The 25150-nt window shown below is 58.8% G+C and carries 23 protein-coding genes; 13 read left to right on the top strand and 10 right to left on the bottom strand.

Annotated elements, in window-relative coordinates:
* Positions 1 to 35 precede the first annotated feature (35 nt).
* The 6 genes from M5G20_RS05760 to M5G20_RS05735 all read left to right on the top strand — a co-directional run bounded on the left by M5G20_RS05760 (position 36) and on the right by M5G20_RS05735 (position 6062).
* Positions 36 to 644 carry a LysE family translocator gene (locus tag M5G20_RS05760; RefSeq protein ID WP_273918310.1) on the top strand — a complete coding sequence of 203 codons (609 nt, stop codon included), beginning with the start codon at positions 36 to 38 and terminating at the stop codon, positions 642 to 644.
* A 132-nt stretch (positions 645 to 776) separates the two neighbouring features.
* Entirely contained in the window at positions 777 to 1802 is a 1026-nt protein-coding gene (locus M5G20_RS05755) for a LacI family DNA-binding transcriptional regulator (protein ID WP_273918309.1), read from the top strand.
* Positions 1803 to 1912: 110 nt separating this feature from the next.
* Positions 1913 to 2695, top strand: a complete 783-nt coding sequence (locus M5G20_RS05750; protein WP_273918308.1) for a sugar phosphate isomerase/epimerase family protein — start codon at positions 1913 to 1915, stop codon at positions 2693 to 2695.
* On the top strand, positions 2688 to 3674 hold the full coding sequence (locus M5G20_RS05745) for a sugar kinase (RefSeq protein WP_443218291.1): 987 nt from the start codon (positions 2688 to 2690) through the stop codon (positions 3672 to 3674). The genes M5G20_RS05750 and M5G20_RS05745 overlap by 8 nt, the downstream gene beginning before the upstream one ends.
* 100 nt (positions 3675 to 3774) lie before the next feature.
* The gene (locus tag M5G20_RS05740; protein ID WP_273918307.1) at positions 3775 to 5070 is read left to right on the top strand and encodes an MFS transporter; all 1296 of its coding nucleotides are present in this window, start codon (positions 3775 to 3777) and stop codon (positions 5068 to 5070) included.
* 14 nt (positions 5071 to 5084) lie between these two features.
* Positions 5085 to 6062 carry a 2-hydroxyacid dehydrogenase gene (locus M5G20_RS05735; RefSeq protein WP_273918306.1) on the top strand — a complete coding sequence of 326 codons (978 nt, stop codon included), beginning with the start codon at positions 5085 to 5087 and terminating at the stop codon, positions 6060 to 6062.
* A 180-nt stretch (positions 6063 to 6242) separates the two neighbouring features.
* Here the strand turns inward: M5G20_RS05735 and M5G20_RS05730 are convergent, their stop codons facing one another.
* The 3 genes from M5G20_RS05730 to M5G20_RS05720 all read right to left on the bottom strand — a co-directional run bounded on the left by M5G20_RS05730 (position 6243) and on the right by M5G20_RS05720 (position 9213).
* Positions 6243 to 6458, bottom strand: a complete 216-nt coding sequence (locus M5G20_RS05730; protein WP_150733110.1) for a hypothetical protein — start codon at positions 6456 to 6458, stop codon at positions 6243 to 6245.
* A gap of 201 nt (positions 6459 to 6659) precedes the next feature.
* Positions 6660 to 8864 carry an autotransporter outer membrane beta-barrel domain-containing protein gene (locus tag M5G20_RS05725; RefSeq protein WP_273918305.1) on the bottom strand — a complete coding sequence of 735 codons (2205 nt, stop codon included), beginning with the start codon at positions 8862 to 8864 and terminating at the stop codon, positions 6660 to 6662.
* Between the two features lie 40 nt (positions 8865 to 8904).
* Positions 8905 to 9213 carry a hypothetical protein gene (locus tag M5G20_RS05720; protein WP_273918304.1) on the bottom strand — a complete coding sequence of 103 codons (309 nt, stop codon included), beginning with the start codon at positions 9211 to 9213 and terminating at the stop codon, positions 8905 to 8907.
* A 551-nt stretch (positions 9214 to 9764) separates the two neighbouring features.
* Between M5G20_RS05720 and M5G20_RS05715 the strand changes: the two genes are divergently transcribed.
* A complete protein-coding gene (locus M5G20_RS05715; RefSeq protein WP_150733112.1) occupies positions 9765 to 10124 on the top strand; it encodes a DUF6124 family protein in 360 nt (119 codons plus the stop codon).
* Between the two features lie 119 nt (positions 10125 to 10243).
* Here the strand turns inward: M5G20_RS05715 and M5G20_RS05710 are convergent, their stop codons facing one another.
* Positions 10244 to 11386 (bottom strand): glycerate kinase, encoded by a 1143-nt coding sequence (locus M5G20_RS05710; protein ID WP_273918303.1) that lies wholly within the window; start codon positions 11384 to 11386, stop codon positions 10244 to 10246.
* A gap of 133 nt (positions 11387 to 11519) precedes the next feature.
* A complete protein-coding gene (locus tag M5G20_RS05705; protein WP_273918302.1) occupies positions 11520 to 12629 on the bottom strand; it encodes a sugar diacid recognition domain-containing protein in 1110 nt (369 codons plus the stop codon).
* A gap of 171 nt (positions 12630 to 12800) precedes the next feature.
* Between M5G20_RS05705 and M5G20_RS05700 the strand changes: the two genes are divergently transcribed.
* The 3 genes from M5G20_RS05700 (at position 12801) to rarD (ending at position 16336) form a co-directional block, all read left to right on the top strand.
* On the top strand, positions 12801 to 14111 hold the full coding sequence (locus M5G20_RS05700) for an MFS transporter (protein WP_273918301.1): 1311 nt from the start codon (positions 12801 to 12803) through the stop codon (positions 14109 to 14111).
* Positions 14112 to 14243: 132 nt separating this feature from the next.
* Entirely contained in the window at positions 14244 to 15257 is a 1014-nt protein-coding gene (locus tag M5G20_RS05695; protein ID WP_273918300.1) for an aldo/keto reductase, read from the top strand.
* Between the two features lie 197 nt (positions 15258 to 15454).
* On the top strand, positions 15455 to 16336 hold the full coding sequence (gene rarD, locus M5G20_RS05690) for an EamA family transporter RarD (RefSeq protein WP_273918299.1): 882 nt from the start codon (positions 15455 to 15457) through the stop codon (positions 16334 to 16336).
* Between the two features lie 126 nt (positions 16337 to 16462).
* On the opposite strand, the gene hppD is transcribed toward rarD, so the two are convergent.
* On the bottom strand, positions 16463 to 17539 hold the full coding sequence (hppD, locus tag M5G20_RS05685; RefSeq protein WP_273918298.1) for a 4-hydroxyphenylpyruvate dioxygenase: 1077 nt from the start codon (positions 17537 to 17539) through the stop codon (positions 16463 to 16465).
* A gap of 563 nt (positions 17540 to 18102) precedes the next feature.
* Here hppD and M5G20_RS05680 point away from each other — a divergent pair.
* Together M5G20_RS05680 and M5G20_RS05675 are read left to right on the top strand one after the other, a co-directional pair.
* Positions 18103 to 19635, top strand: coding sequence for an EAL domain-containing protein (locus M5G20_RS05680; RefSeq protein WP_273918297.1), 1533 nt, complete (start codon positions 18103 to 18105; stop codon positions 19633 to 19635).
* Positions 19636 to 19869: 234 nt separating this feature from the next.
* Entirely contained in the window at positions 19870 to 20235 is a 366-nt protein-coding gene (locus M5G20_RS05675; protein WP_273918296.1) for a histone-like nucleoid-structuring protein, MvaT/MvaU family, read from the top strand.
* A 176-nt stretch (positions 20236 to 20411) separates the two neighbouring features.
* On the opposite strand, the gene M5G20_RS05670 is transcribed toward M5G20_RS05675, so the two are convergent.
* Entirely contained in the window at positions 20412 to 20936 is a 525-nt protein-coding gene (locus M5G20_RS05670; RefSeq protein ID WP_273918295.1) for a DUF4946 domain-containing protein, read from the bottom strand.
* 145 nt (positions 20937 to 21081) lie between these two features.
* Between M5G20_RS05670 and gloA the strand changes: the two genes are divergently transcribed.
* Positions 21082 to 21603: a lactoylglutathione lyase gene (gene gloA, locus M5G20_RS05665; RefSeq protein ID WP_273918294.1), complete on the top strand. Its 522-nt coding sequence runs from the start codon at positions 21082 to 21084 to the stop codon at positions 21601 to 21603.
* Positions 21604 to 21747: 144 nt separating this feature from the next.
* Here the strand turns inward: gloA and ahpF are convergent, their stop codons facing one another.
* The 3 genes from ahpF to M5G20_RS05650 form a co-directional block, all read right to left on the bottom strand.
* Positions 21748 to 23313, bottom strand: a complete 1566-nt coding sequence (gene ahpF, locus M5G20_RS05660) for an alkyl hydroperoxide reductase subunit F (protein ID WP_273918293.1) — start codon at positions 23311 to 23313, stop codon at positions 21748 to 21750.
* 127 nt (positions 23314 to 23440) lie between these two features.
* Entirely contained in the window at positions 23441 to 24004 is a 564-nt protein-coding gene (ahpC, locus tag M5G20_RS05655; RefSeq protein ID WP_007975937.1) for an alkyl hydroperoxide reductase subunit C, read from the bottom strand.
* A 138-nt stretch (positions 24005 to 24142) separates the two neighbouring features.
* Entirely contained in the window at positions 24143 to 25081 is a 939-nt protein-coding gene (locus tag M5G20_RS05650) for a site-specific integrase (protein WP_273918292.1), read from the bottom strand.
* Positions 25082 to 25150: the final 69 nt, after the last annotated feature.

Below are 25150 nucleotides of genomic sequence, written 5' to 3'. Positions count from 1 at the left end.
TCAGCTTCAATGATCTTCACCGGAGTTTGCCTGCGATGCTGTCCTCTTTTCCGACGTTGCTGCCCTTTCTGCTGTTCGCCTTTGTGGCTTCGATCACCCCCGGCCCGACCAACATTCTGGTGCTGAGCAACAGTGCCCGATTCGGCTTGGCGGCGGCCGTTCCGATCATTCTTGGCGCCTGCGCCAGCGCCGCGCTGCTGGTATTGCTGGTGGGCACGGGCGCCGGGACATCGCTGACCGAGTGGCCGCAGCTGCAAACCTGCATGCAATGGGCCGGCGTGGCATGGCTGAGTTATCTGGCCTGGCAAATCTTTCGCGCGCCTGAAGTCGCCATTGCCGCCGAAAATACCGGGAAGCGCCTCGGTTTGCTGGGCGCGGCCGGCCTGCAATGGATCAACCCGAAAACCTGGATGATGGCGCTGGCCGTGGTCAGCGTGTTTGCCGGCGCGGGTGAAAACCGTCTGGCGCAGGTGATGTACTTGTCGCTGGCATTTTTTCTGATTTCGCTGCCGTGCCTCGGGGCCTGGGCATTGCTCGGCGCCGGTTCCGCGCGCTGGTTGCGCTCGCCTCGTGCCCTGCAGCGCTTCAACCGCTGCATGGGCCTGTTGTTGCTGGGTTCGGCTTGGTTAAGCATGCTGTCCTGAGCGCCGCTGGTCGGCTTTTGGCGGGCGGTGATTCATCCAGCACTTGACGGACGATTCATTTCTGGTGTCTTCTGAAACCGGTTTCAGCGCCCTGCGCTCAGCCTTATAAATCCAATAAGAAGGTTTCAGACCGTGAACGATTTCTCCGCCGCCCAGCGCAGCCGTGTGACCATGCTCGACGTGGCCGAACACGCCAAGGTCTCCAAGGCCAGCGTTTCGCGGTTCATCGGCGAAGACCGCGCTTTGCTCTCCGATGCCATTGCCCGGCGCATCGAACACTCCATTGCCGAACTGGGCTATCGCCCGAACCAGATGGCCCGCGGCCTCAAGCGCGGGCGTACCCGCCTCATCGGCATGCTGGTGGCCGATATCCGCAACCCCTATTCAATCGCCGTGATGCACGGGGTAGAAACCGCCTGTCGGCAGCATGGCTACAGCCTGGTGGTGTGCAACACCGACCGCGACGACGAGCAGGAACGTCAGCACCTGGCCCTGCTGCGCTCGTACAACATCGAAGGCCTGATCGTGAACACCCTCGGCCATCACCGTGACGAGTTGCATGAACTGCACCGGGAAATGCCCCTGGTGCTGGTGGATCGCAAGGTCGCGAACCTCGAAAGCGACATGGTCGGGCTGAACAACCCGCAGGCCATCGACATCGCACTCAATCATCTTGAAGAACACGGCTATCGCGATGTGTTGCTGGTCACCGAACCGGCAGATGGCACCAGCTCGCGAATCGAGCGGGTCAGCAGCTTCAAGGCGCAAATTGAGCAACGTCCGGCGCTTCGCGGCGCGCACCTCGAAACCGGTCGCGATCTGAACGCACAACTGAAGACCTTCCTCGACACGCCAGGCCCTGGCCCGAAAGCGCTGTTTTGCGCGAACGGGATTGCGGCGTTGGCCAGCACCCACGCGCTGCGTGAACTCGGGTGCAAGCTGTTCGAAGACGTCGGGCTGATTGCCCTTGATGACCTGGATTGGTACCCGCTGGTGGGCAGCGGCATTACCGCCCTCGCCCAGCCGACCACGGAGATTGGCGCCAGCGCGTTTGAGTGTCTGCTCAAGCGCTTGCGCGGGGATAACGGGCCGGTGCGGACCCTGGATTTTTCGGCGCAGTTGGTGGTGAGAGGGTCGACCTTGGGAATTTTCCAGTGACTCGACGGGCCTCATCGCTGGCAAGCCAGCTCCTACAGGGGTTTGATGTGAATACAAAGATCACTCTTTTTTTGAACAAAAATGAAACCGGTTTCAGAGGTAGAAAAACAATGAACAAACCCGCCGTTTCCATCAGCCTGTCCAGCTACGGCGCCGATCTGGTGCGCCAACGCGGCCAGGGCAGTTTCATCTCAGTGCTGGCTGCCGCCGGGGCCACACGCATCGAATGGCGCGAAGAGCTGCTGACCTTTGAGAACCCCGAGCACCTGGCCGACGCGACTCAGGCCGAGGGCCTGGAAAGCGTGTACTCATCACCGATGGAACTGTGGCTGGCCGGTCAATCCAGACCTAATCCCGAACTGATCACCGCCCTGCAGCGCGCCCGACTGTTCGGCGCCAAATGGCTGAAAGTGTCGCTGGGTTACTTCACCGACAACAGCGACCTGCAAAGCCTCGCCCGCCTGCTCGGCGACAGTGCCGTGCAATTGCTGGTAGAGAACGACCAGACCCTTCACGGTGGCCGCATCGAGCCGTTCCAGCGGTTCTTCAATGAAGTCGAGCAACATCAGCTGCCGATCAAAATGACCTTCGATATCGGCAACTGGCAATGGCAGGACCAGTCCGCCGCCAGCGCTGCGCGGTTGCTCGGTCGGCACGTCGGTTATGTGCATTGCAAAGCGGTCACGCGCCGCGCCGACGGCAAACTGGTTGCCATTCCACCCGCCGCCAGCGACTTGCAACAGTGGGAACACCTGCTGCGGCACATGGCCCAAGGCGTCATGCGCGCCGCGGAATATCCGCTGCAAGGTGAAGACCTGGTGCAACTGACCACCGAACACGTCACCGCCCTCGCCCGCCTCGGCCAAACGCCGCTGGAGACCGCTGATGTCTGAGATCGATATCCTCTCGTTCGGCGAGACCATGGCGATGTTCGTCGCCGAGCAGGCCGGCGACCTGGCCAGCGTCAACGCCTTCCACAAACGCATTGCCGGCGCCGACAGCAACGTCGCCATTGGCCTGTCGCGTCTGGGTTTCAACGTGACATGGCTGAGCCGCGTCGGCGCCGATTCCCTGGGTCGGTTCGTGATTGACACACTGGAGAAAGAAGGCCTGGATTGCCGCCACGTCGACATCGACCCCGCGCACCCCACCGGGTTTCAGCTCAAGTCGCGCACCGACGATGGCAGCGACCCTGTGGTCGAGTACTTCCGCCGTGGTTCGGCGGCCAGTCACTTGTCGCCGCACTCGATCGTGCCGGACTTGCTCAAGGCCCGGCATCTGCACGCCACGGGCATTCCGCCGGCACTGTCGGAAACGGCGCGACAGATGTCGTTCGAATTGATGACCCGCATGCGCGAGGCCGGGCGCAGCGTGTCGTTCGACCCGAACCTGCGCCCGAGCCTGTGGGCCAGCGAACAGCAGATGATCACCGACATCAACCGCCTCGCCGCCCTCGCCCATTGGGTGCTGCCGGGGCTGAGTGAAGGGCGCCTGCTGACCGGGTTCGACGACCCGGCCGACATCGCCGCGTTCTACCTCGACCAGGGCGCCGAAGCCGTGGCGATCAAACTGGGACCACACGGTGCTTATTACCGCACTCATCTTGATCAGGGTTTCGTCGCCGGCGTGCCGGTGGAAACGGTGGTCGATACGGTCGGTGCCGGCGACGGGTTTGCCGTCGGCATGATCAGCGCTCTTCTGGAAAACCACAGCTTTGCCGAAGCCGTGCAACGGGCCAACTGGATTGGCAGCCGGGCGGTGCAGAGCCGCGGGGACATGGAAGGATTGCCGACCCGGTCTGAAATGGTCAGCGAATTTGAGGCCGCCATCGCGGGCAAGCCCGCTCCCACAGGGGATTTGTGTCGAACATAAATCAAATGTGGGAGCGAGCTTGCCCGCGATGAGGCCAGCACAGTCAATCGAGATCTAAACACCTGCTGCGACAAAAACAACAAGCTCAGGAGCATCACCCATGAAAACCGCAACGCTCGCCACCCGCCGCTGGTGGTACATCATGCCCATCGTGTTCATCACCTACAGCCTGGCGTATCTGGACCGCGCCAACTACGGCTTCGCCGCCGCCTCCGGGATGGCTGCCGACCTGATGATCACCCCGGGCCTGTCGTCGATGCTCGGCGCACTGTTCTTCCTCGGCTACTTTTTCTTCCAGGTGCCGGGGGCGATCTACGCGCAGAAACACAGCGTGAAAAAACTGATTTTCGTCAGTTTGATCCTCTGGGGCAGCCTGGCGACGTTGACCGGAATCGTCTCCAACGCTTACTGGCTGATCGTCATCCGGTTCATGCTCGGCGTGGTCGAAGCCGCGGTGATGCCGGCGATGCTGATCTACCTGTGCCACTGGTTCACCCGTGCCGAACGCTCGCGGGCCAACACCTTTCTGATCCTCGGCAACCCGGTGACCATGCTGTGGATGTCGGTAGTTTCGGGCTATCTGGTGCAGCACTACAGCTGGCGCTGGATGTTCATCATCGAAGGTTTGCCGGCAGTGCTCTGGGCGTTCATCTGGTGGCGTCTGGCCGATGATCGTCCGTCCGAGGCCAAGTGGCTCAATGACCAGGAAAAACAGGACCTGGAAAGCGCACTGGCCGCCGAGCAGGTCGGCATCAAAGCAGTGAAAAACTACGCCGAAGCGTTCCGCTCACCGAAAGTGATCATCCTGGCCTTGCAGTTTTTCTGCTGGAGCATTGGCGTATACGGCTTTGTGCTGTGGCTGCCGTCGATCCTCAAGGCCGGTGCACAAATGGACATGGTCGAGGCCGGCTGGCTGTCCGCGCTGCCGTATCTGGCAGCGGTGATCGGCATGCTGTTGCTGTCCTGGGGTTCGGACAAGTTGCAAAAACGCAAACGCTTCGTCTGGCCACCGCTGCTGATCGCCTCGATTGCGTTCTACGGTTCATACGCCCTGGGCGCCGAACATTTCTGGTGGTCCTACACCTTGCTGGTGATTGCCGGTGCCTGCATGTACGCGCCTTATGGCCCGTTCTTCGCAATCATCCCGGAAATCCTCCCGGCCAACGTCGCCGGTGGCGCCATGGCGCTGATCAACAGCATGGGCGCCCTCGGTTCGTTCGGCGGTTCCTATCTGGTCGGTTACCTGAACAGCTCCACCGGCTCGCCCGGTGCCTCGTACCTGTTGATGAGCGGCGCGTTGATGCTCTCGGTGGTCCTGACAATTTTCCTCAAGCCCGGTGCCAGTGATCGTGAGCGGCCCACGGTCGCCTTAAAGCCCACCACTGCACATTCCTGATTGAGATGATGACGATGAAAAAGCAGGTTGTTCTGTACAAGAAACTCTCGGCGCCACTGATGGCTCGCCTGCACGAGCAGGCCGAAGTGACGCTGATCGAAAGCCTGGATGCCGAGGGCCTGGCCAAACTGCGCGACGCCCTGCCCCGCGCCCAAGGCTTGCTCGGCGCCAGCCTGAAACTGGATGCCCGACTGCTCGATCTGGCGCCCAGCCTGGAGGCCATCGCCAGCGTTTCGGTGGGCGTCGATAACTACGACATCGACTACCTCACCGAGCGGCGCATCCTGCTCAGCAACACGCCGGACGTGCTCACCGAAACCACCGCCGACACCGGTTTCGCGCTGATCCTGGCCACCGCGCGGCGTGTGGTGGAACTGGCGAACATGGTTCGCGACGGCCAGTGGACCCGCAACATCGGTCCCGCGTATTTCGGCAGCGATGTGCACGGCAAAACCCTGGGCATCATCGGCATGGGCCGCATCGGCGAAGCCCTGGCCCAGCGCGGGCACTTCGGCTTCGGCATGCCGGTGATCTATCACAGCCACTCGCCGAAACCGGCGATTGAACAGCGATTCAATGCCCAATACCGCAGCCTCGACGAATTGCTGCAGCAGGCCGATTTTGTCTGCCTGACTCTGCCGCTGACCGCCGAAACCGAAGGACTGATCGGTGAGCGGCAGTTCGCGTTGATGCGGCCAGAGACCATCTTCATCAATATTTCACGGGGCAAAGTCGTGGATGAAGCGTCGCTGATCAAGGCCCTGAGCGAACGACAGATTCGCGCCGCCGGGCTGGACGTGTTCGAGCGTGAACCGCTCAATCATGATTCGCCGCTGCTGCAACTGAACAACGTGGTGGCGACCCCACACATCGGCTCGGCCACCCATGAAACGCGGGAGGCGATGGCCAAGTGTGCGGTGGACAATCTGTTGGCGGCGCTGGCGGGCGAGCGCCCGGTTAATCTGGTCAATCCCGGGGCGTGGAAGGCTTGAGACAATCGTTGCGCTTGAGGTAGCTATCGCGAGCAAGCTCACGCCTACAGTGATCTGCGGTGAACACGAGAATCGTGAACACTATCGAACTGTGGGAGCGAGCGTGCTCGCGATGGGGGTCAACAAAAGCATTGGTTTTACATCAAGCCCGCCGCGCAATCAGAAAGTCTGGAATTTTTCTCAGCGAATATTGAGATTCCTCAAACGCGCCATTCCCTGCTTGATATGTCCCGCGTTGTGACCGATCGCATCGAGCGCCCCTCGAATATTCACTCCTACATCAGCGGAACCCCGCTGTTCCACCAAGATTGTTAGCTCCATCACTGCCGCTTCCAGTGCCAATTGGTTGTGGTAAATCCTTTCAAGAACTTCTGATAACGAATAATTTTCCGACATATTTCAACTCCTTTGAACAATTCAAGCATCGCAGCGAGGCTGCTCGTGTAATAACTTCATAAGTGTTTCTTTTATTTCAGAGGGGAGAAGCCGGCTAGTTCACAACAAAATAGCCGATGAAATTTGACCGATAAACAAAACATAAATCTCGAATTTCCTAGCTAGTTACTGTTAGTCGGGACAGTACTTAGCCCCGCACGATCACCAGCTATATCGCACGCCCACATTCGCCCCCCACGGCTGTTCAATCTTGTTGCCATTGCTGTAATCGAAGTCGGCATGAATCGACACCTTGTCGCTCAGCGACACGGCGACACCGGCACCCAGCTCCCCACGGGAACCCGAGAGGTCGTTATTGAAGGTGTTGTTGTTGACCTTCACTTCGTTGTTGTTGGCGAACTCGTGCACATACGCAGCGCGAAGGTAAGGCTGCACGGCCATATCATCCCACTGGAAGTTACGGCCGGCGGTTGCGCCCACCTTGGCCAGCAAGGAATGAGTACGATCGCCTTCAGCGGACAGGCCGTTATCCAGGTCGTAGTCCTTGCCCTGAATGACCACGCCGGAGAGTTGGGTGAAGGGTTCAACAAAATAATCGTCAGCCAATTTGATGTGTCGACCGAACTCCAGGGACGCACCCACGCCATGGCTGTCGTAATCACCCTTTGCTTTTGTGCCGTCGCTCAGGCGCACATCGGATTCGTTCTGGAAGCGGTTGAACTTGAGCACGCCGTCGAAGTAGTAGCCGCTCGATTCATCCAGCCAAGTGGTGTAGGCGCCCAGGTAGTAGCTGTCGATGGTGGCGCTGGTACCACGGCTCATGTCCAGGTCCGATTGGCTGTAACCGCCCAGCACACCCACCAACCACTGCCCGTCCCCCATCGGCAACGGCGCATCGGCACCGAACGACAGGCCTTGCTGAACTTGCTGGTAGGCGACGCCCGAGCTGGCGTCAACGTTGAACTTGTTGCCGTAGGCACGTATCCAGCCACCGGCCTTGCCGTGGTCCATGCGCACTTCGCCCATGCGGCTGCGCAAGGTGCTGAGTTCGCCATACCAGGCGGTCGGCGCTGCGTTGAACAGCGCGATCACCGATTGAGTGCCCGGGCTGATGGTGCGCGAGAGGGTATTGAGGTACCAGTCGTTAGCGCTCAGTTTGACCAGGTCATAGGAGAACGCTCCCAGGTCGACGGCGCCACCGGCGAGGCTGAAGGTGGCATCACCGCCACCGATGTGCACCACCGGAATCGCACCGGCGCGCACTGGCTCCGAACCACTGGATTTAAGGTCGATGGTGTGGTCGCCGGTGGCGTTGCCGGTTACGGTCAGGGTATCGATCTGACCGGTTTTGAAGTCGTGGTGCATGAAGAACGTACCGCCGGTGCCCGACAGCGTTCCCACGTTCAATTTGAAGAAGTCGCCGGGGTTACCGAACTTGATGGCACCGCCATTCATGTTGAGGTTTTGCACCGAGCCGTCACCCACCATCACCCAGCTCGCGTTGCTGTTGATGCCCAGGTCCCGCACGTTCTGCAAGCGACCGGTCAGGGTCGCGGATTCTTCCAGCAATACATTGGCCGTGCTGCCGCCGTCCGCGACGATATCGCCGGTGAGGGTGCTGTTGCCAACCCGCAAGTTACCTTCCGCGCCGCTGCGCACATCCATCAGGATGCCGTTGCTGGCGTTAAGCGTCGAACCATTGAGGACCGCAATATTGGCCTGGGTCGGGCCAGTACTTAGGGAGTCGACAACAATCGCCGAACCATTCAAACCGGTGACATGGCTTTTGTTCAATTCGAGCGTGCCCGGACTACCGACCACCGGGTCGGGCGACATCTCGATGCCATGCTGATTGCCGGTAATATTGCTGCCGGTGGCTTCGACCGAGCCGCCGAAAATCCGCATGCCGGAGGCGGTAGCACCGGTCCCGGCGACAGTGGTGCGAAGCAGCGTCAGCTTGCCCAGGCCTGTGATCGAAACACCCGTTGCTCCCCCGCTGATCGTGCTGTCACTCACGGTTGCGGTGGACCCTTGCGTGGCCGCCGCGTTACGGGCAACCGAAAGACCTGTTCCATTGCTGAAAATAGTGCTGCGGACAATGTTTGCTACGCCCGCATTGAGCCCCACACCGATGGCGCTCCCGGTAGCCTGTACGGCGCTGCCATTGAGGTTGAGGGTGGAGTTATTGACGGTGATGTCACGGGTCTGCGCGCCATTGGCATTGAGCGTCGAAGCACCGTTCAACACGTAGTTATCCGGCGCGGTGGAGCCATCAATTGTCACGACCTCGCCCGGGACAAGTACCCGTGCATGAGCCATTTCACCGACCAGCAAAAAGGGCGTAATGGATAACAGCTTCAGGGTAATGGCGAGCGGATGAAGCTTGAACGATTGAACCTTGGACATATCGGCACCATGATTGAGCAAAGATCGAAAGCGCCGCAGGCTATAGATCTGGATTCAACCGGTATGTAGGACTAATCCGAAGGAACTTGACCCAGCCACTGCTACTGCCCTTGCGGGCGATTTGCAGTCTGTATTTATCTGTTCTACCGGCGGGCGGAAAGCTGCCGAACCACTCGGCAAGGGTGATGATTTGATTGGTATTGAGTTTTTCCCTGGGAATAAGCCCAGTGGCGTCCCGGTCAATCACAACAGACCTCACGTCCGGCTCTTGGACGTCCAGCGGCTCTGTCCCACCGGAAGTGGATTGGCCTGCCGCAAGCTGCTGCTCTTTTTTATCTGAACCTGCCATGTTGTCGCTCTCCGCATTCAACACCTGGCGCCATGGATTGCCATGGTGCTTGGGCCGGAAAAGCAGACCGAATACTACGGGGCACTACCCAAACGCATCCCGTCGTTCTGCGCTTGGGAGGAGTAAACCGTGTTTTATCAAAGTGCGTAACTGTCAAAGTTGACAGGTAGCGCCACTTTTTTTGCGTGCCAAGGGCGATGCGACGCCGCCGTTTAACAGCGTTTAAGGACACTTCCGGAAAGCCACAAGACTTTGCGCCGTTGCCTACGGGCACGCCAGAATCCGCCGGCTTGTGCGCTTTGGGGGCCATCGGTAACTTGATTCGTGTCACTGCTCATCAGTGATCGGGTTTAGCAGCCTGGGGTTGTAACCAAGGCGCACAAGCGCCTGTCAGTCAGGTATTTCCATGCCTGCACTTGATTGTGGCTGTGCGCAGGGAGCCTTCGGGCGCGCCGGCTTTGCTAGCTTCCCCGGTCTGCTAACCTGCGCACAGTTGCCTCCTTCTCGTTTAGCAGCAAGAGGGTTGGCACCCCAATCAGGGAAGCAAGCTTATGTCCAAAGTAACGCCAAACCCGCCTGACACCGATCCAACCTCCCCGTACGAACCCGACTCCACAAAACTCAACGAAGCCGCCGAGCGCGCCCTCAATTTCCACTTCCCCTCGACCGCCGACATCAAAGCCACGCCGCGTAAGGTCAGCACCCTGTTCACCGTCGACCCGCAAGCCTCCACCGAAACGCTGATGGTGTATCTGGTGGAAACGCTGGCTTCGGTGGACGTGATGGTCCATCAGTTGGTCGATCATCTGGACGGCGGCTCACGCAATGCACTACTGGGCATTTCCAACAGCGTGATGCTGGCGGAGATCACGGCCAACCGCATGCTGGATAAGATTGATCCACCTGAATAGTCCCTGTTAAGGGAACCTCTGTGGCGAGGGAGCTTGCTCCCCCTCGGTTGCGCAGCAGCCGCCGCTTTTTAGGGCCGCTTCGCATCCCGACGGGAGCAAGCGCCCTCGCCACAGGTGAGTCAGCGTTGGCGGACAGCCACTTGCCAGACTCGAGCAATGTCCGTGGCTCGCTCACGCAACAGGCGCGGCGCCTCGGCACACGCCTGTTCCAGCGTCATCGGACCGCTCGCCAGGGCGAACGCGGCGTCGATGCCATGCGCATACAACGCCTGATAGCCCTCGCCCAACGTACCGGCGATAACGATGACCGGCACGCCGCGCAGTTGAGCAATGCGCGCGACACCGAACGGTGTCTTGCCGCGCAGGGTTTGTGCGTCGAAACGCCCTTCGCCGGTGATCACCAGATCAGCATTTTCAACCGCGTCCGCCAGGCCCACCAGCTCGGCAACCACCTCAACCCCGGCCTTGAACTGCGCCCCCAGGAACGCCTTGGCGCCAAAGCCCAAACCACCCGCCGCACCGCTGCCGGGTTCATCGCGCAGGTCTTTTTCCAACACCTTGGCGCAGTGATCGGCGAAGTGCCCCAGCGCCAGATCCAGTTGCTGAACCTGCTCGGGCGATGCACCTTTTTGCGGACCAAATATCGCCGAGGCGCCGTGAGTGCCGCACAGTGGATTGTTCACATCGGCCGCGATGTCGAAACGCACGTCGGCCAAACGAGGGTCGAACTCGCTGAGATCAATGCGCGCCAATTGCGCCAGCGCCAAGCCGCCCGGCGCCAAAGGCTCACCTTGTGCATCCAGCAGCTTCACGCCCAATGCCTGCATCGCACCGGCGCCACCATCATTGGTCGCACTGCCACCGATGGCCAGAATCACCCGTTGCGCGCCGGCATCCAGCGCCGCGCGAATCAGCTCACCGGTGCCGAAGGTACTGCTGATGCACGCATCACGCTGCCCCACCGGGACCAATTGCAAACCGCTGGCCTCGGCCATTTCGATGATCGCGGTGTGGCTGTCGGGCAACCAGCCCCAGGCGGCATTGACCGGCGCGCCTAATGGCCCGCGAACTCCAGTGCGGCGCAGTTCGCCATGACAGGCCGCCAGCACCGACTCGACCGTCCCCTCCCCGCCGTCAGCCATCGGGCATTTGATCAACTGCGCATCGGGCCAGACGTCGGCGAGTCCAAGGGCGATAGCATCAGCAACGCCTTGGGCACTCAGGCTGTCCTTGAACGAGTCGGGGGCGATGACGATTTTCATGGGTACTCTCCGGTTGTTATGGAGATCATGCTGCCAGCAGGCCCGAACAATAACGCCTGTCCGCTGCACAAGCCGCACAGAGGATTATTGTTCATTTCCACAAAAAGCCGTATTCACACGCCCGGGATCGTGTTCAGCTCTGGGGTAATAGTTGAACGCCGAGATACAACGCCAGCATGCCGTCCAGCTTCAACGGATCAACGCCGCTGAGTTCGGCAACGCGCTCCATCCGATAGCGCAAACTGTTGCGATGAATGCCCAAGGCATCAGCGCAGGCCTGGCTCTGGCCGTCGTGTTCGCACCAACTGCGCAAGGTCGCCAGCAACTGGCCGTTGTTGTCCTTGGCGATGACTTTGCGCAGTGGGTTGAGCAACTCGTCCAGCGCATCGTCGTTGCGATGTCGCCAGAGCATCACGGGCAATCGATAACGGGTCAGCGTCAATAAGCGCGATTGGGGCAGGACGTCACGCCCGTAGGCCAGCAAGTCGCTGACCCGACGGTAACAACGGCGCAATCCTGTGAGCCCGTCGGCCTGCCCGCCCACGGCAATGCGCAGGATGTTCCAGCCCAAACCGTCGAGCTTTTCCAGCAGCCGATCATTTTCGATGGACTGGTTGGCCGGTCGACACCACAGCAGCGAGGACTTGGCTGAACTCACGCACCAACTGTCCGGGTAGCGCGAAGTGAGCCAGGCGCTGAGTGCCTCGACGGTATGCCCCGGCCCGTGTTCCATGCCCAATTCAAACAGGTACGGCACCCGCGTCATTTGCGGTTTGAGGCCGAGCTGTTGCGCTTCGTCGATCAACCGCGGTGAACTGCCGGCGTCACTGAGCAGCAACGCCAGCAGGTCGTCGCAACGCTGGCGTCGCCAATGCTGCTCGGCTTGAAGGTTGCGCTGGCCCACCAGCATCTCGGCGGTCATGCGCACCAGTTCGGCGTAGGTGCGTAACTGCTCGGGTTCGCCAGTGATGCCGAGCACGCCGATCAAGCGCTGGTCGAGCATCAGTGGCAGGTTGATCCCGGGCTGCACGCCTTTGAGGTGAACCGCGGTTTGCGCATCGATCTCCACCACGCGGCCATTGGCCAATACCAGTTGCGCGCCTTCGTGGCGGGTGTTGACCCGCTCCGGTTCGCCGCTGCCGAGAATCAGCCCCTGACTGTCCATGACGTTGACGTTGTACGGCAGGATGGCCATCGCGCGGTCGACGATGTCCTGGGCCAAGTCGTGATCGAGTTCGAACATAACGGTGATCCTTGAAAGCGTGAGGGCCACGCGGTTGTTCACCCGCACAGGCCTTGGTAGCAAACCCTGTGCTCAGGCACAAAGACAGCAGCCCCGAGGGTGGTCGAGACTCTCCGGGCGATCAACGTTACCCTTTGCATCGCAAAAAATCATAATAAAGAGAGAGCCGCCATGTCACAGAGCGCCGCCGCTACCCAGGCCATCGTTGACGAGAAAAACGCCGTCTACAAACGCATTACCCTGCGTTTGATCCCCTTCATTTTCATCTGCTACCTGTTCAACTACCTCGACCGGGTGAACGTTGGATTTGCCAAGCTGCAGATGCTCGACGCGCTGAAATTCAGCGAAACCGTGTACGGCCTCGGTGCCGGGATTTTCTTTATTGGCTACGTGCTGTGCGGCGTGCCGAGCAACCTCGCCCTGACCAGATTCGGCCCACGACGCTGGATCGCGCTGATGATGATCACTTGGGGCACGCTGTCGACCTGCCTGCTGTTCGTCACCACCCCGACCGGGTTCTACACCTTGCGCCTGTTCACCGGCGCGGCCGAAGCCGGGTTCTTCCCGGGCGTGGTGCTCTATCTTTCCCAGTGGTTCCCCACCTTCCGCCGTGGCCGCATCATGGCGCTGTTCATGTCGGCGATCCCGGTGTCGGGCCTGCTCGGCAGTCCGTTCTCTGGCTGGATTCTCAATCACTTCGCCGCAGGCCAGGGCGGTTTGGCCGGTTGGCAGTGGATGTTTTTGCTGCAAGGCATTCCGACCGTGATCCTCGGTGCACTGGCGTATTTCCTGCTCAGCGACAGCTACGCCAATGCCAAATGGCTGACCCCGTTCGAGCGCTCAGTGCTCGAAGCGGACCACGCCGATGACCTGGCCAACAAACCGAAAACCACCACGGATTCCCTGCTGGCGGTGTTCAAGAACCCGGCGATCTGGGCGTTCGGCCTGATCTACTTCTGCATTCAGAGCGGCGTCTACGCGATCAACTTCTGGCTGCCGTCGATCATCAAGAACCTGGGCTTCAGCGATAACCTGGTGATTGGCTGGTTGAGTGCGATTCCGTATCTGCTCGCTGCGCTGTTCATGTTGTTCGTGGGCCGCTCGGCAGACTTGCACAAAGAACGCCGCTGGCACTTGGTAGTGCCGATGCTGATGGGCGCGCTGGGGCTGCTGATCGCCGTGAACTTCGCCGCCAACCCGGCCATCGCCATCCTTGGCTTGACCATCGCCACCATGGGCGCCCTCACCGGCCTGCCGATGTTCTGGCCGGTGCCGACCGCGTTGCTCAGTGCGGGCGCTGCGGCGGGTGGTCTGGCGCTGATCAACTCCATGGGGCAGATGGCGGGTTTCCTCAGCCCGTACCTGGTGGGTTGGGTCAAGGACAGCACCGGCTCGACCGATGCGGCGTTGTACCTGCTGGCGGGTGTGATTGTCTGCGGTAGCTTGCTGGCGTTGCGCATGACCCGCACCCTGCGCGTCTAAGCACAGCAAATCCCCTGTGGGAGCTAGCAGGCTCCCACAGTTGTTTCGTGCGTGTGTTTGAGATTTGCGTTTGCTCCCGGCGGTGGTTCTGGTATTTGATTGAGCCTTTCCCTCCGGCAAAAGGATTTCCTCATGAGCTACCGCACACTGGGTCATTCGGGCCTGCAAGTATCTACGCTGACCCTGGGCACCATGATGTTCGGCGAACAGACCAGCACCGAAGATTCCCTGCGGATCATCGACAAGGCCTGGGACCAGGGCATCAATTTCATCGACACCGCCGACGTCTACACCAACGGTCGCTCCGAAGAAATCGTCGGTGAGGCCATCGCCAGCCGCCGCCACGAATGGGTGCTGGCGACCAAGGTCGGCTTCGGCCCGGTGGACGGCGTGCCGAACCGCAGCGGTCTGAGCCGCAAGCACATCTTCAATGGCATCAACGCCAGCCTGACGCGCCTGGGCACTGACTATCTCGACCTCTACTACCTGCACCGCGAAGACCACAACACGCCGCTGGACGTCACTGTATCGGCCATTGGCGACCTGATTCGCCAGGGCAAAATCCGCTATTGGGGCTTGTCGAATTATCGCGGTTGGCGCATTGCCGAGGTGATTCGCATCGCCGACAAACTGGGCATCGACCGGCCAGTGATCAGCCAGCCGCTGTACAACATCGTCAATCGCCAGGCCGAAACCGAGCAGATCACTGCGGCACAGAATTATGGTCTCGGTGTGGTGCCTTACAGCCCCTTGGCGCGCGGCGTGCTCAGCGGCAAGTATGCGCCGGATGCAAAACCCGATGCCGACAGCCGAGCCGGCCGCGCCGACAAGCGAATTCTGGAAACTGAATGGCGTGTGGAGTCGCTGCACATCGCCCGGCAGATCCAGCAATACACTCAGGAGCGCGGCGTCGGCATCGTCGAGTTCGCGATCGCCTGGGTGCTGAACAACGCCGCCGTCACCTCCGCCATTGTCGGCCCGCGCACCGAAGCACAATGGGACGCCTACACTAAGGCACAAGCGGTGAAGATCACGGCTGAAGATGAAGCCTTCATCGATTCGCTGGTGACACCGGGGCATGCCTCGACACCGGGTTTCAATGACGTGAGCCACTTCGTTTCGGGCCGTAAACCGCGTACTGCCTGACGGCTTATGTACCCTGTAGGCGCTGGCTTGCCAGCGATGGCGGTTGCACATTCAAAGCCGAGGTTGGCTGATAGACCGCTATCGCTGGCAAGCCAGCTCCCACAGGTTATTTATTGATTGATCGGTCAATGTCCGGCTGAAAAAACACGTATCCTCTGCGCCCGTTTCACACTCACTCAAAATCACGCGAGGACAGTTTGTCTAAAGGTATCGCTCTATCGGTTTCAGCCTCAGTGCTGTTTGCCGTCATGTATTACTACACGTCGCTGCTCACACCTTTGAGCGGCGTGGAAATTTTTGGCTGGCGCATGCTGCTGACCGTGCCCTGCATGACCGTGTTCATGCTGGTGTCCGGGGAATGGCGGCGCGCGGTCGACCTGATACGGCGCATCGGCGCGCAACCCAAGTTGATCGCCGGCTTGCTGCTCTCTTCGGCGCTCTTGGGCGTACAGCTCTGGCTGTTCATGTGGGCGCCGCTCAACGGCTACAGCCTCGATGTGTCGCTTGGGTATTTCCTGTTACCGCTGGCCATGGTGCTGACCGGGCGCATCGCCTACGGTGAACGCCTGTCGTACCTGCAAAAAGTCGCGGTGTTTTTCGCCACGCTGGGCGTGATCAATGAGCTGTATCAGGTCGGCGGTTTTTCCTGGGCCACGCTGCTGGTGGTGGTCGGCTATCCGTTGTATTTCGTGCTGCGCAAATGGCTGAAAGCCGACAACCTCGGCGGGCTCTGGCTGGACATGACCCTGATGCTTCCGATTGCCTACTGGTTCGTGCACGGCGGTGAACAAGGCTTTGGCGTGTTCGATCAGCATCCGGCGCTGACGTGGCTGATCCCGCTGCTGGGCTTGATCAGTGCGTCGGCCTTGGTGGTCTACATCATCGCCAGCCGCTTGCTGCCGTTCAGCCTGTTCGGGTTGTTGAGCTATGTTGAACCGGTGCTGTTGCTGGGCGTGGCATTGTTGCTGGGCGAAAGCATCAAGCCGACCGAATGGCTGACCTATATCCCGATCTGGATGGCGGTGCTGGTGTTGGTGTTTGAAGGGTTCAAGCATTTGATGCGACAGCGCAGGCCTTAAACCCAACACAAAACAAATGTGGGAGCTAGCCTGCTAGCGATGGCGGTGTACCAGCAACAACAATGCTGGCTGACACTCCGCTATCGCTAGCAGGCTAGCTCCCACAGTTTTTATCGGTGTAATGGTTTAGTCGGTGGAGAGAACGCCACGACGCACCTGATCACGCTCGATCGATTCGAACAGCGCCTTGAAGTTGCCTTCGCCGAAGCCGTCATCGCCCTTGCGCTGGATGAACTCGAAGAACACCGGGCCCATCAGGGTTTCCGAGAAGATCTGCAACAGCAGACGCTTGTCACCCGACTCGGACGAACCGTCCAGCAAAATGCCACGCGCTTGCAGTTCGCCCACCGGCTCGCCGTGATTTGGCAAACGGCCTTCGAGCATTTCGTAGTAAGTGTCCGGCGGCGCGGTCATGAAGCGCATGCCGATGCTCTTCAGGTGATCCCAGGTCTTGAGCAAGTCATCGGACAGGAACGCAACGTGCTGGATGCCCTCGCCGTTGAACTGCATCAGGAACTCTTCGATCTGCCCGGCGCCCTTGGACGATTCTTCGTTCAGCGGGATGCGGATCATACCGTCCGGTGCGGTCATCGCCTTGGAAGTCAGGCCGGTGTATTCGCCCTTGATGTCGAAGTAACGGATTTCACGGAAGTTGAACAGCTTCTCGTAGAAGTTCGCCCAGTAGGCCATGCGACCGCGATACACGTTGTGGGTCAGGTGGTCGATGATCTTCAGGCCGGCACCGACTGGGTGACGGTCGACGCCTTCGATGAACACGAAGTCGATGTCGTAGATCGAGCTGCCTTCACCGAAACGGTCGATCAGGTACAGCGGCGCACCACCAATGCCTTTGATTGCCGGCAGGTTCAGTTCCATCGGACCGGTTTCGATGTGGATAGGCTGGGCGCCCAGTTCCAACGCACGCTTGTAGGCTTTTTGCGAATCCTTGACGCGGAACGCCATGCCGCACACCGACGGACCGTGCTCGGCCGCGAAGTACGAAGCAACGCTGTTGGGTTCGTTATTAAGGATCAGGTTGATCGCGCCCTGACGGTACAGGTGCACGTCTTTGGAACGGTGGGTCGCGACCTTGGTGAAGCCCATGATCTCGAAGATCGGCTCCAGGGTATTCGGGGTCGGCGATGCGAGCTCGATGAATTCAAAGCCCATCAGGCCCATCGGGTTTTCGTATAAATCTGCCATGGTTGGCGCCTCATCATGCTTTTAGAATTAACAAACGTTAGTTGCTAGCAATGCTGAGACCGGTGGGTGGCGCGCACGAGATGCCTCGCACGCTGCGGGCGAGGAAATCACCGTAGATCAATTGAAACCCAAATATCTTCATTGTCGACCCAAGGCTATTGCGGGCGAGGCTTCTGCTGCCAGAAGACGATTATTCTTGTATGCGTAACCTGATTCTACACAGCGTAAATCAGTTTGTCCGCCCTCTCTATAAAATCCGCCTTTTTCCCGCACGTGCAAGGGGTTTGTTGCACAGACATATCCAGACCAGAATCGGCCTTTCCCCCAAATACTTGGCCAGTGTAAGTTGCACGCCCAGCACCAGCGCAGCCTGACCGCGCTCGACCAGCGCCATGCCTCACCGACAACGCTGGCCTTCATCAAACAGGCTGAACGACCGGATTACCGTTGAACGGCACAATGGCCATACGCGAACTATCATGGCTCGTACCTGAACTCTTTTTGGAAGGCATTTGGCCCTGCCAGCATTTGAGAGCTCCATTTCATCGCTACGGGTTCTACGAATGCCACTAAAAACCAAACCCCGAAAACGCAGACTCAAGGTTGCGGTGACCTTGCTCAGTGGCTTGCTTCCGGTAATGTTGGGTTCTTTCATCCTCTACATGCAGGCCGGGCGGGCACTCGAACAGAATGCACAAGAAACCGCCGAAGAAGCCATTCGCCAATTTGAACTGATGCTCGACAACACGGCTCAGGCGGCGCGCGAGTTGTTGCCAATGGCAGGGCAAAGTTGCCTGGACGTCAACCTCGCGCTACGCGAGCAAGTCACCCGACGTCCCTTCGTGCGCTCGACCAACCTGATGTGGGCCGACACTATTTATTGCAGCTCCCTGTTTGGCGACTATCACGAAATAATCTCCTCCGGCGACTATGCCGGTGGCCGGCTGTTTCTGATGAAGGGCAACCCGGTCACGCCCGATACTGCCTTGCTGGTCTATCGGCTCGAGGACGGCAAACGCGGTGCGCTGGCGACGCTGGATGGTTACCACTTGAGCAACGTACTGCGCCTGATCGGCAGGCATACATCCCTGATACTGCAAGTCGGCAGTCACTGGCTAACCGCCGATGGCCGTGTTCGCGATGAGCCCCTGCCCGACTTTCCCGTCGCCCAAAGCATGCTCAAATCAACTCGGTATGATTTCAGCGTGGCGGCTGGCTTCCCGGAAGGCGAAACCTGGCGCTACATGACCAGTGAATACCCGCCGCTGTTCAGTTTGCTGATCTTTTTCGGGGTCATTTCCGGCGCGATCGGCCATGTTCTTCAGAAGCGCTCAACCTCACCCACCCTGGAAATGCAACGAGCGCTGGACGCTGCAGAGTTCGTTCCTTACTTCCAGGCTGTGGTGCATGGCGACAGCAAGAAACTCTCGGGCATCGAAGTATTGATGCGCTGGAATCATCCGAAGGAGGGCCTGGTGCGTCCGGACCTGTTCATTCCGCTTGCCGAACATTCCGGGCTGATTGTGCCGATGACCCGTTCTTTGATGCAGCAAACCGCGACCCTGCTCGGCCCGCTGTCCACTTCGTTTGCCGAACCCTTTCATATCGGTATCAACATCACTGCCAGCCATTGCCAGAACCTCGATCTGATTCAGGATTGCCGCCAGTTCCTCGGCGCTTTCGCACCCGGCTCCATTCACCTGGTACTGGAGTTAACCGAGCGCGAACTGATTGAACCCACTGAACTCACTCATCAACTGTTCGACCAGTTGCATGAACTTGGCGTGATGATCGCCATTGACGATTTCGGTACCGGGCATTCCAGCCTCGGCTATTTGCGCCAGTTCAATGTCGACTTCCTGAAAATCGACCAGAGCTTTGTCGCGATGATCGGCATCGACACACCTTCCAGCCATATTCTCGACAGCATCATCCAACTTGCCGGCAAGCTGGAGCTGTCAATGGTTGCAGAAGGTGTAGAAACCCAGGAGCAAAGTGATTACCTGACCGCACGTAACGTTAACTTCCAGCAAGGCTATCTGTTTGGCCGGCCCATGCCTGGCGCGGAATTCATTAGTGCATTAAGCGATCATTAACCCTTGGGCTTATGCGACGAGACGACTAAAAGGCGCACCAATTTGATTCAAAAGACTACTCTTGTTACATGAAGAAAAAGACATGATTTACTCTTGGTCAATTAACTACTACAATTTTTCATGCCTGCGGTAATTTGGCAGGTGTGCCACTTATCACCGAGTCGCTTCAAGGCTCTTGGCTTATAGCTTTGTTTGCGGTTGGTATCAGCCAAACACACTATTGGAGTAAAGATATTGTCCAGACTCGCTGAATTTCGTGCAGCTGAAAAGGCCCTTCAAGAACAGCTCAAGCAGCTTGAATCCCTGAAGAACGATGCCGGGCTCAAGAAAGAAATCGAATTCGAAGAAAAGCTCCAGGGGCTGATGAAAACCTACGGCAAGAGCCTGCGCGACATCATCGCCATTCTCGATCCGAACCCGGCTAAATCCGGCTTGCAACAGGCCGCTGCACCTAAAACCCGCCGCGCTCGCGTGGTCAAGGTTTATCAGAACCCGCACACCGGTGAAATGATTGAAACCAAGGGCGGCAATCACCGCGGGCTGAAAGCCTGGAAGGAACAATACGGTGCTTCCACCGTTGACTCCTGGCTGCGCGGCTAACATTCGCGTTGTAAAAAAAGCCCTGCTGATGCAGGGCTTTTTCATCAATACCCTCTAAATGCAACGATGTGTCTCGATCAACTCGCTACTTGCCGACTAACTTTGTGCTTAATCCATTGGGTATCTAAAAATTTCAGTGCCCGCTGTGCAAAGCCTGCAACCACCAAAGTCTTCAGCTAAAGTTTCAAGCCGTTTCGTACCGTTTCTATTTCATCCTGACTGGCCTTATAAGCCTCAGCCTGCCCTGCGTAGGAAAGAACATAGGCCTTATCAGCATCCACGGCGGCGACCAAAGTTTGAGAAAGCACATGACGTCCGTTTTGGGTGATGGTGCAGGTAGATTCCAATGCAGATAAACGGCTCAACGTTGCCGGATGAATCCGGTTGCAGACACTTTGATAGCCACTTTGAAAGAAGTCTTTTTGCACCGACTTGCGCATTTCGAGCAACACGCCTTCCAGGTTCACCTGATGTCCACTTTCAACCCGCGTCATGGTCAATTCCATCACCATGACTGGCGTGCCGTCCTGATCGTTTTTCACCGCACGCTGACGAGAAACACCGGACGCCGCCTCGCTTTTCTCTAACTCTTCGACCTGCCAGCCGGCAGGCCAGGTCATCACCGGCGCTTCGGCGGAAGCAGTCGCCACCGCACACAACACACCCATCAAGATGAATACCGATTTGCCGATTCGAATCATTGCCCTGAACACTCACAAGATGAGCGGTGGAGTCTGAGCCTCGACCGATCGTCAGGCAATAGCCGACGCTTTAGGTTTGGTGATGTCGCATCCCTTGCGTATCATTGTCGCCAATCGTCAGCCCCACTTATTTTCCGGAGGGCCCATGAGCCTGCAAGAATTGAACACCTTCCCCGGCGTTACCGCACAACCTGACACCGCCACCCAGAAGTTCGTCTTCAACCACACCATGCTGCGGGTCAAGGACATCACCAAATCCCTGGACTTCTACACGCGCGTTTTGGGTTTCTCGCTGGTGGAAAAACGCGACTTCCCGGAAGCCGAATTCAGCCTGTACTTCCTCGCACTGGTCGACAAGGCCCAGATCCCGGCCGACGCCGCTGCACGCACCGAGTGGATGAAGTCGATCCCTGGCATCCTGGAACTGACCCACAACCACGGCACCGAAAACGACCCGGACTTTGCCTACCACAACGGCAACACTGACCCGCGCGGTTTCGGCCACATCTGCATCTCGGTGCCGGATATCGTCGCTGCGTGCGAGCGTTTCGAAGTACTGGGCTGCGACTTCCAGAAGCGCTTGACTGATGGTCGCATGAAGAGCCTGGCGTTCATCAAGGACCCGGATGCCTATTGGGTCGAGATCATTCAGCCCGCGCCGCTGTGATGCATATCCCCATTCTGTAGGAGCTGGCTTCAACAGCCATGGCGCCCTTGAAATCGCCATCGCCAGTAAGCCGGCTCCTACAGAAAGGCGAATACAAAAAACCCCATGATCACTCATGGGGTTTGGTTTTTTCAGCGTCCGGATTTACGCCGGGGCTGAGGTCCGGATCAAGTGGTCGAATGCGCTCAGGGAAGCCTTGGCGCCCTCGCCCACCGCGATCACGATCTGCTTGTACGGCACCGTCGTCACGTCACCGGCGGCAAACACGCCCGGCAGCGAAGTCTCGCCACGTGCATCGACGATGATCTCGCCACGCGGTGACAGCTCGACGGTGCCTTTGAGCCAGTCAGTGTTCGGCAGCAAACCGATCTGCACGAAGATGCCTTCAAGGTTGATCGTGCGGAACTCACCCGAGTCGCGATCCTTGTACACCAGACCGTTGACCTTCTGGCCGTCACCTTTCACTTCACTGGTCAGTGCACTGGTGATGACATTGACGTTGGGCAGGCTGTACAACTTGCGTTGCAACACCGCATCAGCGCGCAGTTTGCTGTCGAACTCCAGCAGCGTGACGTGGCTGACAATGCCCGCCAGATCGATCGCCGCTTCAACGCCGGAGTTACCGCCGCCGATCACCGCTACGCGCTTGCCTTTGAACAACGGGCCATCGCAATGCGGGCAGAAACAAACGCCTTTGGCTTTGTATTCCTGCTCACCCGGCACGCCCATTTCGCGCCAGCGTGCGCCGGTAGCGAGGATCAGCGCCTTGGTTTTCAGTGTGGCACCGCTTTCGAAGCGGACTTCATGCAACTCGCCGGGATTTTTCGCCGGGATCAACGCGCTTGCGCGCTGCAGGTTCATGATATCGACGTCGTATTGCTTAACGTGTTCTTCGAGGGCGCTGGCCAGTTTCGGCCCTTCGGTTTCCTGCACGGAGATGAAGTTCTCGATGGCCATGGTGTCCAGCACCTGCCCACCGAAACGCTCAGCGGCCACACCGGTACGAATGCCTTTACGGGCTGCGTAGATCGCCGCCGAAGCACCGGCCGGGCCACCGCCGACAACCAGTACGTCAAAAGCTTCTTTGGCGCTGATCTTCTCGGCTTGGCGCTCGATGCCACTGGTGTCGATCTTGGCGAGGATTTCTTCCAGGCCCATGCGGCCCTGACCGAAGTTCACGCCATTGAGGTAGATGCTCGGCACCGCCATGATCTGGCGCTCATCGACTTCAGCCTGGAACAGCGCGCCGTCAATCGCGACGTGGCGGATGTTCGGGTTCAACACAGCCATCAGGTTCAGCGCCTGGACAACGTCCGGGCAGTTCTGGCAAGACAGCGAGAAGTAAGTCTCGAAGCTGAACTCACCCTTGATCGAACGGATTTGTTCAATGACTTCGACACTGGCTTTCGAAGGGTGGCCGCCGACTTGCAGCAAGGCCAGCACCAGGGACGTGAATTCGTGGCCCATCGGGATGCCGGCGAAACGCAGGCTGATATCGGCACCCGGGCGATTGATCGAGAACGATGGCTTGCGTGCATCGTCACCGTTGTCGAGCAAAGTAATCAGGCTGGAAAGACTGGCAACGTCTTTCAACAGTTCAAGCATTTCCTGGGATTTCGCACCGTCGTCGAGGGATGCAACGATCTCGATCGGCTGGGTGACCCGTTCCAGGTACGATTTCAACTGGGCTTTAAGATTGGTGTCCAACATACGGGCGATTTCCTTGAATTTTTGAGACAAAAAAACGCCCGAGCGAATATCGCCCGGGCGTTTTTATTGGGCGGTGCAGCTTGCTTAGAAGGTGCGGATGTCCGCCCTGATGAAGCGTGTCACAGACTTAGATCTTGCCGACCAGGTCCAGGGACGGAGCCAGAGTAGCCTCGCCTTCTTTCCACTTGGCTGGGCAAACCTGGCCTGGGTGAGCAGCAACGTATTGAGCAGCCTTGATCTTGCGCAGCAGCTCGGAAGCGTCACGGCCTACACCGCCATCGTTCAGTTCAACGATTTTGATCTGGCCTTCCGGGTTGATCACGAAGGTGCCACGGTCAGCCAGGCCTGCTTCTTCGATCAGCACGTCGAAGTTGCGGGAGATGGCGTGGGTCGGGTCGCCGATCATGGTGTACTGGATTTTGCCGATGGCTGGCGAAGTGTTGTGCCAGGCAGCGTGAGCGAAGTGAGTGTCGGTGGAAACGCTATAGATCTCGACGCCCAGTTTCTGGAATGCGTCGTAGTTGTCAGCCAGGTCTTCCAGCTCGGTTGGGCATACGAAAGTGAAGTCTGCTGGGTAGAAGAATACGACAGACCACTTGCCTTTCAGGTCAGCGTCCGAGACTTTTACGAAGTCGCCGTTTTTGAATGCGTCAGCTTTGAACGGTTTTACTTGGCTGTTGATGATAGGCATCGTTGACTCTCCGTCAGGGGTTAAGAAGTTGATGGAGAGAACTTTACCCACTCGATCGATAGAAGGCTCATTGGCAAACTTGATGCTGCTGATGGGTTTTAGCTATTAGCCGCCACTATTAATAGAAGAAATCTGAATTTAAGTAGCCAACGGCTTTTCGGGCACGCGAGTCATGCCCAGGAACGGACTGGCCTCGATGTAGCGCATGGCCGACTTCATGTCCTTCCAGCCGACGTAGCTCATCAACGACTTCAGGTCCCACCCGGCCTGATGCGCCCAGGAAGCAAAACCGCGACGCAACGAGTGACTGGTGTAGAGCTCGGCGGCAATCCCTGCGCGTTCCAGCGCTTGTCGCAATAACGGAATCACACTGTTGGCGTGCAGCCCCTCCTCACTCAAATGCCCCCAGCGGTCAATCCCGCGAAACACCGGCCCGCGTACCAGCGCAGCTTCGGTGATCCAGTCGATGTAGGCCTGCACCGGACACAAGCGTTGCAGGGCGGGTGTCTGGTAAGTCTTGCCGAGATTTTCGCGATCACTTTTGCTGCGCGGCAGGAACAAGGTGATACCCGAACCGGCAGAGGCTTGCACGTGCTCGATCTGCACGCGGCACAACTCGTCGCTACGAAAACCGCGCCAGAAGCCCAACAGAATCAGCGCACTGTCGCGCTTCGCACGCAGCAAACCGGGACGATCGCCTGCCGTTCTGGCAACGACCGCCTCCTGCTCGAGCCAGCCTATCACTTGTTCCAGATGCTGAAGCTGCAGCGGTTGCGCCTGTTTTTCTTGTGCCGGGTGCAGTGCGCGAATGCCTTTGAACACCTTGCGCACCACGGGTGCCTTGGTTGGGTCGGCGAAACCCTGGCTGCTGTGCCATTGCGCCAGCGCCGATAAGCGCAACTTGAGTGTGTTGATCGACAACACACCGGCATGGGCAACCAGATAGCGCGCGACGCTGTCGCCGGTAGCCGGCAGAAACCCGCCCCAACTGACTTCGAAGTGCTCGATGGCCGCCCGATAACTGCGACGGGTGTTATCGCGGGTTGCGGCGTGCAGGTAGCGGTCCAGCTCGGTCATGGCGCAGATCTCAAAAAACGTACCGTTTCAGCGGGCATATTACCGGTCGATGGCTTATCACACGGGGTA

The sequence above is a fragment of the Pseudomonas sp. TNT2022 ID1044 genome (assembly GCF_028656895.1).
GTDB lineage: Bacteria > Pseudomonadota > Gammaproteobacteria > Pseudomonadales > Pseudomonadaceae > Aquipseudomonas > Aquipseudomonas reinekei.
This window is presented reverse-complemented; position numbering and strand designations above follow the sequence as displayed.